The following is a 14507-nucleotide window of genomic DNA, read 5'->3' on the forward strand; positions in this document are numbered from 1 at the left end:
CGTTCAGACGGCACCGTAGGCGGCGGCCAGGCGCCGTTCAGTGCCGGTGTTGTTGATCAGTTTGGACAGCTGGGCCATCCAGGGCATGGTCAGGTCGCGGATCTGGCGGTCGTCGTCCAGCATCTGCTTGATCAGGCCCAGCTTTTGCTGGCGCTCGCCGGTGTTCAGCGTGACCGCGGCCTCCTGGCCGCGCAGCACGGCGACATGGGCGGCCACTTGCTGCTCCAGGCCTTCCAGCCCATCCCAGTCGGCCGCCGTTGCTGCCGCCACCATCTGTTTGGTCAGTACTGCCATGGCGGAGTAGGCGGTCAAAACTTCCACGTTCGTCATTGTCATCCTCGGTTACATGCTGGCGAATGCCGCAGGCTGGGGGTTGGTGGTTGGGGCGACGGTGCCGCCGATCTGGTTCCAGGTGTCGCGCAGGTCGGCCAGCAGGCCGCGGACTTCGTCCAGCGCTTGCTGGTCGTTGTTCAGGTTGGCGTGCAGCAGGCGGCTGCTCATGTATTCATACAGGGCGTCCAGGTTGGCGGCGATTTCGCCGCCGACTTCCTTGTCCAGGCTGGCGCGCAAGCCGTTGTCGATGATCTGGATCGCCTTGGAAATGGCCTTGCCTTTTTCCTGGATATTGCCGGCGCCCATCTGCACCCCGGCGGTGGCGATGGCCGCCAGCGCGCCATCGTAGAGCATCACGATCAGCTTGTGGGGCGAGGCGGCGCTGACGCCGGTCTCGAGGCCGACTTTGGCGTACGCATTGACGCCGCGTGAGTTGGTTCCAAACATAATCTCTCCTCTGTACTCTTGATCAGCTATTGGCCGCGAGGGATGCCAGTTGCTGGGTCAAATATGCCTGTGTCGATTGCATCTGCGCCAGCACGGTATCCAGGCGCGTGAACTGGGCGCGGTAGCGCGCTTCCACCCCTTCCAGCTTGGTGTTGAAAGCGTCGCGCTGCTTGCCGATATCCTTGATGTTCTTGTTCAAGCCTTCGGTGCGGCTGCCGATCAAGCCCTTGGCACCGAGGAAGCTGGTGGCCAGGTTGTTGAGCTGGTAGGCATAGCCTTGCGAGAAGGAGATATTGCCGCGGTCGCCAATCGCGCCGCCGGTGATCTCGATCTTCAGCCCTTCGATGCCGGAGCCGGCCTGGCCGGTCATGAACTGGCCGCTGCCGGTCACCGGCAAGCCATTGATGGTCCCGGCCACGTCCTTGCCGGCCACCGGGGCGGCGCCGCCGAAAATGCTGTTGACGGTGGTGCCGCCGGCGTCGGCCAGCTTGATATTGGAGACCGAGCCGTATTTGCTGGAGGCCAGCACCAGCTTGCCGCCGGCATCGATGGTGGCCGTCACGCTCGAACCCGCCGAGGCGAAGCCGGAGTTGCCGTTGATGGCGCCTTGCAGCACGCGTGCCAGTTCCGTCGGCGTGTAGGTGCCGGCCGGGATGTCGATGTCGATCGTGTTCTTCAGGCTGCTCGGCGTGCCATCGTTCAAGGTCACCTTCCACTTGGTGCCGTCGCTGATGGTGGTGGCGGCCGGCGCGGCCAGCGAGGTGATCGACCCTTGCGCTGCCAGCTGCGTCACGGTCACTGCATAGGTACCAGGCTTGGTGGCGTTGGTCGAGCTGACAAAGCTCATATTGCTGTCGCTCGAACTGCCGACGGCCGCGAACAGGCCGGCGATATCGTTGAAGTTCTCGTCGATCGCCTTGGTCATCTTGGCGGTGTCGAGGTTCAGCGCGCCGGTCTTGTCGAAGCTGATGCCGACCTGGCCCAGGTTGGTCAGGGTGCCGGACAGGCCGGTAATCGGCGCGCCCATCATCTTGCGCAGCTGCGATTGCACGGTCTGCGCCGTGAAGTCGCCCTGCAGCACGCCGGCCTTCTTGGTCTCGGCGTTATAGCCGGTCATGTCCTTGATCGCCTTGTCCAGGTCGTTGTACGCCTTGACGAAGTTGGTCAGGTTGGTTTTGAGGGTGCTGGTGTCCTTGCTGATATTCAGCGTGGAGCTGCCGACCTTGACCACATTCAGTGTCACGCCCTGGATCGCCTCGTTGATCGAGGTGCCGGCGCTGGTGACGGCGATGCCGTTGACGGTGGCCTTGGTGTCCTGCGCGGCGGCGGTCTGCTTCATGCTGCGCGCGGTGCCGGCCGGGTCGTAGGACAGCATATTGCTGAGTGCCGTGTCGGCCGGGTTGCCGCCGTCGCCCTGCAGCGAGATCTTCATCGACGATTTTTCGCCGGTCTTGGTCGAGCTCAGCACCAGGCGGAACGGGGTGCCGCTGCCGTCATTGATGATGCTGGCGTTGACGCCGATATTGGCCTTGTTGATGGCGTCGCGGATGCCTTCCAGCGTGTTGTTGCTGCTGTCGATGGTGACGCCGGTCAGCGGCGAGGAATCGTACTTGAAGGTGCCGGCCAGGTTGCCGCCGCTGGTGCCCGCCGTCAAGCCGGCGGCGGCCGGGTTGCTGCCGCCGATGGTGATGTCGGTGGCGTTGGCCGAGGTCAGGCGCACGCTGGTGGCGGAGGTATAGGTGGAACCGTCGTTGGCGCTGCCGGCCGCCGTTTCCAGGCCGCCGCTCACGGTGCCGCCCACCACTTCCTCAATCGCGATGCTGCCGCCGCTGGCGCTGCGGAATTCCAGGGTGCCGGCGGCGGCCGTGCCGCTGAAGGTGATGCCGGCCGCGTCCAGCGCGTCGCGCACCGGGCCCGACTCCAGTGCGGTATCGATCTTGGCCGTGGTCACGCCGTCGCCCACATTGGTGCTGGCGCCCTGCGCCGCGATCTCGATGCCGCCCACGGTCAGCGAATAGCTGCCGTCGGCGCCGGTGGCCACGTTGCCGAACGTGCTGAAGACATTGACGGCGGTGGCGGTGACGCCGGTGGCGCCGGTCTTGGCGTTGATGGCGGCGGCCAGGGTGGCGGCGCTGTTGGTGTCGGCCGAGGTGGCGATGGCGGTGCCGTTGATGGTCAGCGAGCCGTCGGCCAGGCCGTTGGCGTGCATGGCGCTGGGCAGGCCGCCGCCAGCAATGCCGTAGCCGACATTGGTGCTGGTGCCGAACTGGAATAACAGGGTGGTCTTGCCGCCCAGGCCAATGGCCGAGGTCTTGCTGGCCAGGCCATTGCTGGTCAGGGTCTGGGCCTGCGCCATCTGGGTCACATTGATGTTGTAGTTGCCGGGCGAAGCCTTGGCGCCGGCGCTGGCGGTAAAGATCTTGTCGTCGCCGGAAACCGCGCTCAGGCTGCGGAAGGCGTCGATCTTGGTCAGGCTGCCCAGGGCGCTCTGGAATACGCCCACCGCGCCGCTCAGGGCGCCCAGGGCGCTGACCTGGGCCTGGTAGGAGGCCGTCTTGCGCTCATAGGCTTGCAAGGGGGCTGCCTCGGCAGCCATCAGCTTCGCCACGATCTGGTCGACCTGCAAACCAGAGCCGATACCAGGCGAGGACATGGTGGGAGAATTAATAGCCACAGAGGTACTCCATAGAAAGCGTCACTATAAGTGCTTATCGGCAAAATCAAACGCGACTTGAGAGGGGGATTTCAAGGCTTGTTCCGGTGACAAGCACTCTTGCTGGGCCGATGGTTCCAGCATAGCGCAAAAAAGCCCGGCATGCCGCGTGGCATACCGGGCTGGGGACGGCCGCTGCAGGGTTCAGGCTTCCTGGTCGACCAGGAGGCCACCGCTGCGGGCGTCGATGGACTTGGCGATCTGCAAAGCTTCCGGCGTCGGAATCTGGCGCAGGACTTCCTTGGTGCTCTGGTCGATCACCTTGACGATGGTGCGGTTGCTGTCGTTGTCGATGGAAAATTCCAGGGCCTGGGCCCGGTCTTGCACCGATTTGTTCAGCTTGGCGACCGCTTCTTCCACATCCTTCTTGGAAGGGGCGGCCTCCTTGGCCTTGACCGCATCGACGGTTTCCACCGCAGCGGCGGGGTTGCGGCCGGCCGCCGGGGCGGCAGCCGACTCCACACCCACGCTGCCACGGTCGGGCCGAGGTGCGGTAGCAGTAATCGAATCGATAGTCATACTGACCTCCTACGGAAAATTCCCCGGTCCGGGCAACCGGAGCGGGGAATCGCTTCTTACATGCTATCGGGCGATTAACCGCGCAGCAGGCTCAACACGCCGTTTGGCAGCGAGTTCGCCTGGGCCAGCATCGCGGTACCAGCTTGTTGCAGGATCTGGCCGCGGGTCAGGCTGGCGGTTTCTGCAGCGAAGTCGGTGTCGACGATACGGGAACGCGATGCCGACAAGTTCTCGGTGGTCGCGCTCAGGTTCGAGATGGTCGACGAGAAGCGGGACTGCAGAGCACCGAAGGCTGCGCGCTGGTTGTTCACACTGGCCAGTGCCGCGTCAGCAATCTTGATTGCCAGCTGGGCATTGTCAAAGGTGGTCACGTCCAGGGTCGACACGGCCTTCAGGGTCGACGCTTGCGCGCCGGTGCCTGCGGTCGCTGCGCCCAGGCCGAAGCCGGAACCAGCGTCGGTCACCGAGAACGAGCTTTCCGAGTCGAAGGTCACGCGACCATTGGCCACCGTAGCATCGCCGCCGTTCAGTGGGCTGGCCGCTGCAGTCAGGCCGCCGGCCAGCGTGTAGGTCGACGTTGCCAGCACGGTGTTAGCGGTGGTGGCGCGGTTGGTGATCTTGATGTCGGCGCCGCTCGCGTGGCTCAGCTTGATGCCGCCGTTGGCTTCATCGAACTGGGCGGTGATACCGGTTTTGGCCGATTGGGCGTTGAAGGCATTGATACCTGCAGCGAAGTCAGCAGCAACCGCGGTCGAGGCACCCATCGAGAACGAGATGGTGACTGGAGTGCCGGCGTTGTCGCCTTCCACTTCCAGGGTGTAGGACTCGCCGGCGCCCACGGTGATGTTGGCGTCGGTCTTGGCAGTTGCGGTCACGCCGGTGTTGGCGGTCTGCTTGTTGACGGCAGCGGCCAGCGACTTGGCGGTGTCGGTGGTCGCGGTGGTGATGGTTGCCTTGCCGCGCACGCCGGCCACGTCGAAGGTGCTGGCTGCAGCGTTGGAGCCGCCGGCAGTGTTCAGTACCGCAACCTGGTCATTCTCGATACGGTTGTCGCCGTAGGTGTTGGTCAGGAAGTTCGCACCGTTGGTCTGGATGGTCTGGTTGGCATCGGCACCGACCTGGAAGGTCGCGGTACCCATGGTGCCGTCCAGCAGAGCCTGGCCGTTGAAGGTGGTGGTTTGTGCGATACGGTTCAGTTCGGAAGCCAGCTGGCCAACCTCGGTCTGCAGCGCTTGACGGTCCGAAGCCGAGTTGGTGGCGTTGGACGACTGCACGGCCAGTTCACGGATACGCTGCAGGATTTCGCCGGAGGACGACAGGGCGCCTTCAGCGGTCTGGGCCAGGGAAACGCCGTCGTTGGCGTTACGCATTGCCTGCGACATGCCGCGGATCTGCGAAGACATACGATCGGAAATCGCCAGGCCTGCCGCATCGTCTTTCGCGCTGTTAATACGCAGACCGGAAGACAGACGTTGCAGGGAGGTGGACAGGCTGCCCTGGGATGCGGTCAGGTTGCGCTGCGAGTTCAGGGAGGCGATGTTGGTGTTGATTACGGAAGCCATGGTATTTCTCCATTTGTACTACTGGTTGGGCAATTTGCTCATTTACTTTGGCCCGCCACGCTGTCCCGTGACGATCAAGCCGCTGTTGTAATGGGTAACGGTTGCCCTATGGGAACCTTTAGGGTGATTTAGCAGGTAAATCGCCCCTTGTTGGCCCTCAAGTTGCGGTTGGAGTGTTCGCTAAGACGACGGGGTTTTTCTGAACTTTAGGGCAAAAAAAAATATTTTTCGCGCTTAGAAAAAACTGGGAAAGCGGAAAACCAGTTCATAAAAAAAGCCCGCCGGAGGGCGGGCTGGCGTGGGTGGGGTTGCCTATTCGGCAACCACTACGCGATTCTTGCCGGACTTCTTGGCCTTGTACATGGCGCCGTCGGCGCGTTTGACCAGGTCGGTCTGGTTCTCGTTCGGGCGGCGCAGCGCCACGCCGGCGGAGAAGGTGATCAGCACTTTCTCGTTCTCGTGCATGAAGAAATGGCGCGTCAGCTCGCGCTGCAGGCGGGTCATGGTGGCCTCGGCCGCCTCGATGGTGGTTTCCGGCAGCAGGATCAGGAATTCCTCGCCGCCGAAGCGGGCGATCACATCCATCGAGCGCAGGGTTTCCTTGACCACCTTGACCAGGTGCTTCAAGGCGTTGTCGCCAGCGATATGGCCCAGCGTGTCGTTGAGCTTTTTGAAATCGTCCAGGTCGAGCACGGCGATGCAGAGCGGGGTGCCGCGGCGGTCGGCGCGCGCGGTTTCGCGCTCGAACACGTCGTCCAGGCCGCGCCGGTTGAGGGAGCCGGTCAGTTGGTCTTCGCGCACCAGTTCGCTCAAGTGCTGCAGCTTGGCTTCCAGCGCGTGGATTTTCGCCTCGGCGTCCTGCACCTCCTGGCGCGCCACCATCATGTTGTCGCGCGCCTTCAGGGCCTCGCTTTGCACCAGGCGGGTTTCCTTCAGCACCTCGTCGAGGATCTGGTTCAGCTCGCCGATATCGCGCGCGGCGCGGATCTTGTCGGAATAGCCACCGATTTTTTCGTGGAAGTCGCCGGTCGAGGTGGCCACCGCGCCGAGGCGGTCGATGAAGGTCATCATCATATTCTTGACGGTGGCCTTGACGTCGGTGATCGAGTGCTTGAGTTGGCTCTGCTTATAGATCACGTCTTTCAGGCTGCGCGTGGCTTCCTCCAGCGCGCGCTGGTCGAGCGGGCCGGAAATCAAGTCCTGCACCGCGTCGATCTGGCCGCGCAGCCAGGAATCATCGTCCAGCAGTTCGCTGACGTTCTCCAGCAGCAGGCGGAACAGGCGCAGCAGCAGCTCCTGCTGTTCGGCCGTGTCGCCGCTGCGGATCTCGATCTGGTAGCACAGCTGTTTGAGGCGGGTGCCGATTTCGGCCAGGGCCGCTTCGGTATGCGCTTCCTTGGTGGCCGCGCCCAGCGATTCAGCTTCGGCCACCAGGGCTGGCGCGCCGGTCAGCAGGGAGGCCACGGCAAAGGTCAGGGTACGGCTCAGCAGTTCGCGCAGCTGGCGCGCCTGCTCATTGTTTTCCTCGGCCACCAGGCCGCCGGCGCCGACCTTGAGCAGCGGGCGCTCGGCCAGCGCGGCCAGGGTGCGCGAATACAGTTCCCAGTCGCGCGCCTTGACGGCGCGGTTGAAGCGGCGGCCAAAGTCGGCCAGGTCGCCCGGCTGGTCGGTCAGCCGGGTGGCGAACTGGGCCAGCATGGTTTCGGCCGCGCTTTCCTGCACGACCGGGGCGGGCGGCACCGGCACGATGCCGGCAATTTCATTGTAGATGTCGCGATACGCGTCGGGCGTCGGGGCCACTCGTCGTACGGCGAGGCGGCGGAATGCCTCGCGTGCGATATCAGCCGGATTCATGTCCGCCGCGGCTGGATTGGTGGGTTTGCTAGACATCTGACGTACAGCCTTTACAAAGGTTTACCGATTGCTAGCATCTTAAGCCACTGTCCAGCTCGCCGAAGCGACGATAAACGGGAGGAAATGTGCTTACTTCATAGCATTATTTCTACTCGATCAGCTGGTTCTTGATGGCGTAGTGTGTCAGTTCGGCGCTGTTCTTCAGGTTCATTTTGGCCAGCAGGCGGGCGCGGTACTCGCTGACCGTCTTGACCGAGAGCGACAGCTCCTTGGCGATGGTGCCCACCGTCTTGCCGGAGGCAATCATGGTCAGGGTCTGGTACTCGCGGTCCGACAGGGTTTCGTGCGGCGCTGCCTGGTGGTCCTCGCCGACATGGTTGGCCAATTCCTGGGCCAGTGCCGGACTCACGTATTTTAACCCCGCCGCGCACTGGCGGATTGCATTCACTAACTCTTTTGGCGCACTCTGCTTGGTCAGGTAGCCGGCCGCGCCGGCTTTGAGCGAGCGGATGGCGTACTGGTCTTCGCGGTGCATGGAGAGCATGAGCACGGCCAGCTCGGGCTTGTCCTTTTTCATTTGCTTGAGGACTTCGATGCCGTTGCGGTCGGGCAGGGAAATGTCGAGCAGCATGACGTGGCAGCCGGACTTGCGGAACAGCTTGATGGCGTCGAGGCCGTTTTCCGCTTCCCCGGCCACGATGATGTCCCCGGTTTCCGCCAGGATTTGCTTCAGGCCCTCGCGCACAATCGCGTGGTCGTCGGCGATGAAGACTTTGATGACAGCTTTTTCACTCATGGCCAATTGTAACTTCTGGCGCGGGCGCCGGCAGCTTGATTTTGATCGCCACCTCGGTGCCGCCGCCGGCCGCATGACCCAGGTTAAGGGTGCCGCCCAGGGCGCGCGCGCGCTCGGCCATGCCGCGCAGGCCGAAGGAGTCGGGCTTGGCGCGGTCGGCGGCCTGCATGCCGCGCCCGTTATCGCTGATCTTCAGGGTCAGCACGCCGCGGCTGCGCGCCAGCTTGACGGTCACGGCGCTGGCGTGGGCGTGCTTGGCGATATTGGTCAGCGCTTCCTGCGCGATGCGGAACAGGGCGGTGGCCTGCTCCGGGTCCAGCTCCAGTTCCTTCATGCTGGCCTGCAGGGTGCAGGCGATGCCGGCCTGGGCTTCGAATTCCTTGACCTGCCACTCCAGCGCCGGCAGCAGGCCGAAGTCCAGCACGGACGGGCGCAAGTCCAGCGTCAGGCGGTGCACGGCGTCGATGGTGCGGTCCACCAGCGAGTCGACGTAGGCGGCTTTTTCCTGCAGCAGCGGGTCGCCTTGCGGCAGGCGCGCCACCAGCATGGCCAGCGCCATCTTGATGGCGGTCAGGTTGCCGCCCAGGTCGTCGTGGATTTCACGCGAGATGCGCTCGCGCTCCTGCTCCTTGACCCGCTCGATGTGGGCGGTCAGCTCGGCCAGGCGGGCGCGGCTGGCGCGCACTTCCTGCTGCTCCTGCTTGCTGTCCGTGATATTGGACATGATGCCGTCCCACTGCACGGCGCCGTCCGGCAGCTGGCGCGGAGTGGCGCGCAGGTTGATCCATTTCACGTCCTTCCAGGCCTCGACCCAGATGCGGCCCTCCCAGTTCCAGCTCCACAGCGAGCTGGCGGAGGAGCGCATCGACTCCAGGTAGGAGACGCGGTCCTCGGGCAGGATCAGCTGTTCGAAACGGCTGGGCGTGGCCTGCAGTTCCGGGCCGGGCAGGCCGAGCAGGGCCAGGCAGCCCTCGCTCAGGTAGGGGAAGGCGACGGCGCCGCCGGGCGCCAGCTGGAATTGGTAGACAAGGGCCGGCGTATGGGACACCAGGCTGGTCGGAGCATGATTCATGACGTGCAATAATACGGTATGAACAAAGCATTCGTAAAAGAGAGTGAAGGCGACGATGACGACGACCTGCCGCCAGGCGCGCCGCCGATCCCGCCCGGTTCCAAGAACTACATCACGCCGCTCGGCTACCAGCGCATCAAGGACGAGCTGCTGCAGCTGATCGACGTCGAGCGCCCGGAAGTGGTGAAGGTGGTGCACTGGGCCGCTTCCAACGGCGACCGCTCCGAAAACGGCGACTATATCTACGGCAAGCGCCGCCTGCGCGAAATCGACCGCCGCATCCGCTTCCTGACCAAGCGCATGGACCTGGCCGAGGTAGTGGACCCCAGCATCCACCACGGCAACGACCAGGTCTTCTTCGGCGCCACCGTGACCTACGCCAAGCGCGACGGCGAGGAACAGACCATCACGATTGTCGGCATCGACGAGTTTGATCCATTGAAGGGCAAAGTCAGCTGGATCAGCCCGGTGGCCCGCACCCTGACCAAGGCGCGCGAGGGCGACACGGTGCTGCTGCATACCCCGAACGGGGCGGAAGAATTGGAGATCCTGGAGGTTAGTTACCCCGCCCCAACAACCTGAAAAAGATGTTTTTGCGCAACCTTGCTAAGTTGTTATAATCAACTTTCAATTACTTTTTTTGCAAGGTACGTGCATGGCATTCGCTCAACTGACTCAAGTCTTCTACGAACCGTCGGCGGCCTTCGCTGCCCTCAAGGAGCGGCCACGGGCCTGGCTGCCAATCATCCTGCTGTGGGTGGGCGCGCTGACCGTGATGGTCTGGTACTTTCAGACCGTCGACATGGACTGGATGATGAACAACAGCTTCCCGCCCGATATGCCGGCCGAGCAGCGTGAAGCCGCCAGCAAGGCCATGTCGCGCGGCGTGATGATGGGCATGGGCATTGCCGGCGTGCTGCTCGGCACCCTGGCGGTGTTCGCGCTGTACGGTTTCTATTTCTGGCTGGCCGGCAAACTGGCCAGCATGGAGCTGAGCTTCAAGTCGGGCTTCGCGCTGGCCGCCTGGGCCTCGCTGCCTGGCCTGATCAGCGTGCCGCTGACCGCGCTGCAGATCGCCACCAGCAAAGGCCAGCTGGCGCTGGAAAACGCCGAGATGCTGTCGATTAATTACCTGTTCGTGAACGCCGCGCCCAACACCCCGTGGTTCAGCCTGGCTTCCATGGTGAAGCTGACCGACCTCTGGTTCATCGCCCTGTGCACCATCGGCCTGCGCGCCTGGACCGGCAAGAGCACCTCGACCTGCGCCACCATTTCCGCACTGCCGCTGGTGGTGATTTACGGCTGCTGGGCGGCCTGGATCCTGTTCAAGAACTAAGGCGGCGCCATGAAACGCAAACTGATTGCCGCCGCCGTGGTCGCGGCCATGATCGGCGTGCCGGTCGCCATTAAATTCACCAAGTCGCCCACCAAGGTCGAGGCCGAGCTGGCCAAGGTCGAGAACAAGGCGATCCACCCGGCGGTGCTGGCCTCCGGCAACCTGGTGTTCCGCCAGGAGGTGCAACTGTCGCCGGAAGTGATCGGCAAAGTCTCCGAGGTGCTGGTCAAGGAAGGCGACAAGATCGAGAAAGGGCAGGTGGTGCTGCGCCTGGACCCGAGCACCTACAAGGCCGACGTGGCGCAGCAGGAGGCCGCCGTGCGCAATACCGCCGTCAGCGTGGAGCGCGCCCAGATTGACCTGGATAACCAGCAGCGCAAGCTGGAACGCGCGCGCCAGCTGGCCAGCGCCAAATTCATCGACGTCTCGCGCCTGGACGAAGCCAAGCTGGCGGTCGACCTGGCCGTGGTGGGCCTGCGCAGCGCGCGCGAAAGCCGCCAGCAAGCCATGGCCATGCTGGCGCTGGCGCAGGAGCGCCTGGCCAAGACCGAGGTCAAGGCGCCGATCTCCGGCACCGCCACCGCCGTGCCGATCAAGGCCGGTGAGACCGCCGTGGCCAGCGCCACCGGCATTGCCGGCTCCAGCCTGATGACCATTGCCGACCTGAGCTCGATGATCGCGGAAGTGAACGTGGACGAGGGCGATATCGCGCAAGTGGTGCCGGGCCTGAAGGCCAAGATTTTCCCGTCGGCCTACGCCGACCGCCCGCTGACGGGCAGCGTGGAATCGGTCTCGCTGGCGCCCAAGGCGCAGATGATGGGCCAGACCAGCCAGGGCCGCAGCTATGTGGTCAAGGTCAAGCTGGCCGAGCACCAGCTGGCGCTGCGCGCCGGCATGACCTGCCGCGCCGAGATCGTGACCGGCGACGGCGCGCCGCGTCCGGTGGTGCCGCTGCAGGCGGTGCAACTGAGCGAAGCGGCGGAAGGCAAGGGCAAGCGCACCAATTACGTGTACGCGATTGTGGACGGCGTGGCTAAGAAGCGCACGGTGGAGCTGGGCCTGTCCGACGACAGCAACCAGGAAATCACCAAGGGCCTGGCGTTGGGCGAGACGGTTGCCGTCGGTCCCGCGCGCACCCTGCGCGAGCTGCGCGAGGGCGCCGCCGTGAAACCGAAGGCCGCGGAAGACAAGCCGCTCAAGGTCGCTGCCGGAAGCAAGACGTGATCACGCTGAAGGGCATTACCAAGCAGTACCAGATGGGCGACCAGACCGTGCATGCGTTGCAGGGCGTGGACCTGCATATCGAGCGCAATGAGCTGGTGGCCTTCATCGGCGCCTCCGGCTCGGGCAAGTCGACGATGATGAATATCGTCGGCTGCCTGGACCGGCCCAGCGGCGGCACCTACTTCCTGAACGGGAAGGACGTGGCGACCATGCAGAGCGACGACCTGGCGCAGGTGCGCAACGAGGAAATCGGCTTTATCTTCCAGAGCTTCCACCTGCTGCCGCGCCACACGGCGCTCGATAATGTGGCGCAGCCGCTGATCTACCGCGGCATCCCGCCAGCCGAGCGCAAACGCATGGCGCGCGAGGCGCTGGAGCATGTGGGCCTGGGTTCGCGCACGCACCACCGGCCCAACGAGCTGTCGGGCGGGCAGCGGCAGCGCGTGGCGATTGCGCGCGCCCTGGTGGGCAAACCGTCGATCCTGCTGGCGGACGAACCGACCGGCAACCTGGACTCGGCCACCACGCGCGAGATCATGGCGCTGATCAAGGACGTGCACCAGAACGGCCAGACGGTGGTGATGGTGACCCACGAGCCGGACATCGCCGCGCAATGCCAGCGCATCGTGCGCTTGCAGGATGGACGGGTGCTGTCCGATCACCTGGTGGCGGAGGGCTAAGCCATGTATATCTTTATCGAAGCGCTGCGCTCGGCGATGGCGGCGATCCGCGCGCACCGCATGCGCAGCTTCCTGACATCGCTCGGCATCATTATCGGCGTGGCCTCGGTGATTACCGTGATCTCGCTGATCCAGGGCTTGTCGCAATCGATCACCAGCCAGTTCGAAGGCCTGGGCGGCAATGCCTTGTCGATCCACGCCAAGAACGACTTCAAGGACGTGATGCGCGGGAAGATGAACTACCTGCAGTTCGAGGACGTGGAGCAGTTGCGCGGCCGGGTGGAAGGGATCCGTGAACTGAGCCCGGTGTTCATGCTGCAGCCGGGTGAAATCCGCTACGGCAACCAGCGCGCCACCAGCCGCCAGTACCTGGCGGTGACATCGGCGTACATGGAAGTCAATGGCAGTTACCCGCGCCTGGGGCGCTTCTTCAGCGAGTCCGACAACGCCGGCGCGCGCCGTGTGTGCGTGATCGGCGAAAAGTTGATCGAGATGCTGCGCCTGCCGGAGAATCCGCTTGGTGAATTTATCCAGTTCTCCGGCGAGTGGTTCAAGATTGTCGGCGTGATGGAGAAGAAGGGCGAGATCCTCGGCATGTCGCAGGACGACCAGGTGCTGGTGCCGTTCCGCACCGGGCAGAGCCTGATCGGCGCCACGCGCAAGCCGAACATGTCGATCACCGTGTCGATCACCGACATCGCCAGGACCGAAGAAACCAAGGCCCGCATCGCCACGGTGATGCGCCAGTCGCACCGGCTGCGCGCCGACCAGCCGGACGATTTCGAAATCGAGTCCTCCGACCAGTTCCTGAAGAGCTTCGAGACGGTGACCACCACGGTCACGCTGGTGATGGGCGGCGTGGTCGGCATTGCACTGCTGGTGGGTGGGATCGGGATCATGAACATCATGCTGGTCTCGGTCAGCGAACGCACGCGCGAGATCGGCATCTGCAAAGCGATCGGCGCCCGCAGCCGGGACATCCTGATGCAGTTCCTGATCGAAGCCGTGACCTTATCGGTGCTGGGCGGCGCGGTCGGCGTGCTGCTTGGGTATGGCATGGGCCACGCGATTGCCAGCGTGATCCCCGACTTCCCGGGCGCGTACGTGCCGTGGTGGGCGATTGCGATATCGGTCTTGTTCTCCGCCGGCGTCGGCGTGGTCTTTGGTGTGTTACCCGCCGCCAAAGCCGCCAAGCTCGACCCGATCGAAGCGTTACGCTACGAATAATTGCGCGCGCACAAAGCGCAAAAAAGCAGCATCGCTATCCTTTGAGCAGACAGTGTCTGACCCTGCGGGTCAGACACTGGTTTACCGGTTTAAAGGAGAGCCACATGCCCCGCCCCCTAAGAAACTACCCCTCAGGCACCTGCCTGCACCTGACCCAGCGCGGTCATAACGGGTGTACTGTTTTCCACGACGACGAGGAAAGGCACGGCTTCCTCGATCTGCTCAAAGAACACAGCGTCAAAGCAAACTGCGACATCCACGCCTACGTCCTTATGGGCAACCATTTCCACTTGCTGGTCAGTATACGTGAGCCCAATTCACAGGCATTACTTATGAAGTCCATCGCACAGCGCACCACGTTGTGGCGACATGCCAGGCATGGCGGCAGCGGCTCTCTGTGGGATAAGCGATACCACTCATCACAAATCGATAGTGAGGCCTATCTGTTGATGTGCCAAAGGTATATTGAGCTCAACCCGGTACGCGCTGGCATGGTTATGTTCCCCGGTGGGTACCGGTGGTCTAGCTATCGGGGTAACGCGGAGGGTAGGCCGGACGATTTGCTTTCCCCGCATGATGTCTATCTTGGGCTCGGGCTGGATGATGAGGAGCGCAGGAGACGGTATCGCTCTTTGTTTGAGATGCCGTTGGCCGAAAAGGATTTGGAGCGGATACGGTTTGCGATCAGGGGGGATTGTGCTTTGCGCCAAACGGCAAACCGGTAAACCAGTGTCAGACCCATAG

14 protein-coding genes are annotated in these 14507 nt (G+C 63.6%); 6 read left to right on the forward strand and 8 right to left on the reverse strand.

From position 1 onward, the window contains the following. Positions 1-3: 3 nt before the first annotated feature. The 8 genes from GTP41_RS07190 to GTP41_RS07225 all read right to left on the reverse strand — a co-directional run bounded on the left by GTP41_RS07190 (position 4) and on the right by GTP41_RS07225 (position 9296). Complete coding sequence (locus tag GTP41_RS07190; protein WP_229502773.1) at positions 4-330, reverse strand: flagellar protein FliT; 327 nt, start codon at positions 328-330, stop codon at positions 4-6. A gap of 12 nt (positions 331-342) precedes the next feature. Further along, positions 343-780, reverse strand: a complete 438-nt coding sequence (gene fliS / locus GTP41_RS07195) for a flagellar export chaperone FliS (RefSeq protein ID WP_161024884.1) — start codon at positions 778-780, stop codon at positions 343-345. A gap of 22 nt (positions 781-802) precedes the next feature. Beyond that, complete coding sequence (gene fliD / locus GTP41_RS07200; protein WP_371867295.1) at positions 803-3454, reverse strand: flagellar filament capping protein FliD; 2652 nt, start codon at positions 3452-3454, stop codon at positions 803-805. A 183-nt stretch (positions 3455-3637) separates the two neighbouring features. Further along, complete coding sequence (locus GTP41_RS07205; protein WP_161024885.1) at positions 3638-4012, reverse strand: flagellar protein FlaG; 375 nt, start codon at positions 4010-4012, stop codon at positions 3638-3640. Between the two features lie 74 nt (positions 4013-4086). Next, on the reverse strand, positions 4087-5574 hold the full coding sequence (locus tag GTP41_RS07210; RefSeq protein WP_161024886.1) for a flagellin N-terminal helical domain-containing protein: 1488 nt from the start codon (positions 5572-5574) through the stop codon (positions 4087-4089). 312 nt (positions 5575-5886) lie between these two features. Beyond that, complete coding sequence (locus tag GTP41_RS07215; RefSeq protein ID WP_161024887.1) at positions 5887-7464, reverse strand: GGDEF domain-containing protein; 1578 nt, start codon at positions 7462-7464, stop codon at positions 5887-5889. Positions 7465-7576: 112 nt separating this feature from the next. After that, positions 7577-8224, reverse strand: coding sequence for a response regulator (locus tag GTP41_RS07220; RefSeq protein ID WP_161024888.1), 648 nt, complete (start codon positions 8222-8224; stop codon positions 7577-7579). Then, positions 8217-9296: a sensor histidine kinase gene (locus GTP41_RS07225; RefSeq protein WP_161024889.1), complete on the reverse strand. Its 1080-nt coding sequence runs from the start codon at positions 9294-9296 to the stop codon at positions 8217-8219. Before GTP41_RS07225 ends, GTP41_RS07220 begins: the two co-directional genes overlap by 8 nt. Positions 9297-9314: 18 nt before the next feature. On the opposite strand from GTP41_RS07225, the gene greB reads away from it, so the two are divergent. From greB to GTP41_RS07255, 6 genes are all read left to right on the forward strand, one after another. Further along, positions 9315-9878: a transcription elongation factor GreB gene (greB, locus tag GTP41_RS07230; protein WP_161024890.1), complete on the forward strand. Its 564-nt coding sequence runs from the start codon at positions 9315-9317 to the stop codon at positions 9876-9878. Positions 9879-9951: 73 nt separating this feature from the next. Continuing rightward, positions 9952-10632 carry a YIP1 family protein gene (locus GTP41_RS07235; RefSeq protein WP_161024891.1) on the forward strand — a complete coding sequence of 227 codons (681 nt, stop codon included), beginning with the start codon at positions 9952-9954 and terminating at the stop codon, positions 10630-10632. Between the two features lie 9 nt (positions 10633-10641). Beyond that, positions 10642-11856: an efflux RND transporter periplasmic adaptor subunit gene (locus GTP41_RS07240; protein WP_161024892.1), complete on the forward strand. Its 1215-nt coding sequence runs from the start codon at positions 10642-10644 to the stop codon at positions 11854-11856. Then, positions 11853-12536 (forward strand): ABC transporter ATP-binding protein, encoded by a 684-nt coding sequence (locus GTP41_RS07245; protein WP_371867297.1) that lies wholly within the window; start codon positions 11853-11855, stop codon positions 12534-12536. The genes GTP41_RS07240 and GTP41_RS07245 overlap by 4 nt, the downstream gene beginning before the upstream one ends. A 3-nt stretch (positions 12537-12539) precedes the next feature. Further along, complete coding sequence (locus tag GTP41_RS07250) at positions 12540-13763, forward strand: ABC transporter permease (RefSeq protein ID WP_161024893.1); 1224 nt, start codon at positions 12540-12542, stop codon at positions 13761-13763. 104 nt (positions 13764-13867) lie between these two features. Further along, entirely contained in the window at positions 13868-14488 is a 621-nt protein-coding gene (locus GTP41_RS07255) for a transposase (RefSeq protein ID WP_161024894.1), read from the forward strand. Positions 14489-14507: the final 19 nt, after the last annotated feature.

Source organism: Pseudoduganella guangdongensis, assembly GCF_009857475.1.
In the GTDB taxonomy this organism is placed as follows: Bacteria; Pseudomonadota; Gammaproteobacteria; order Burkholderiales; family Burkholderiaceae_D; genus Rugamonas; species Rugamonas guangdongensis.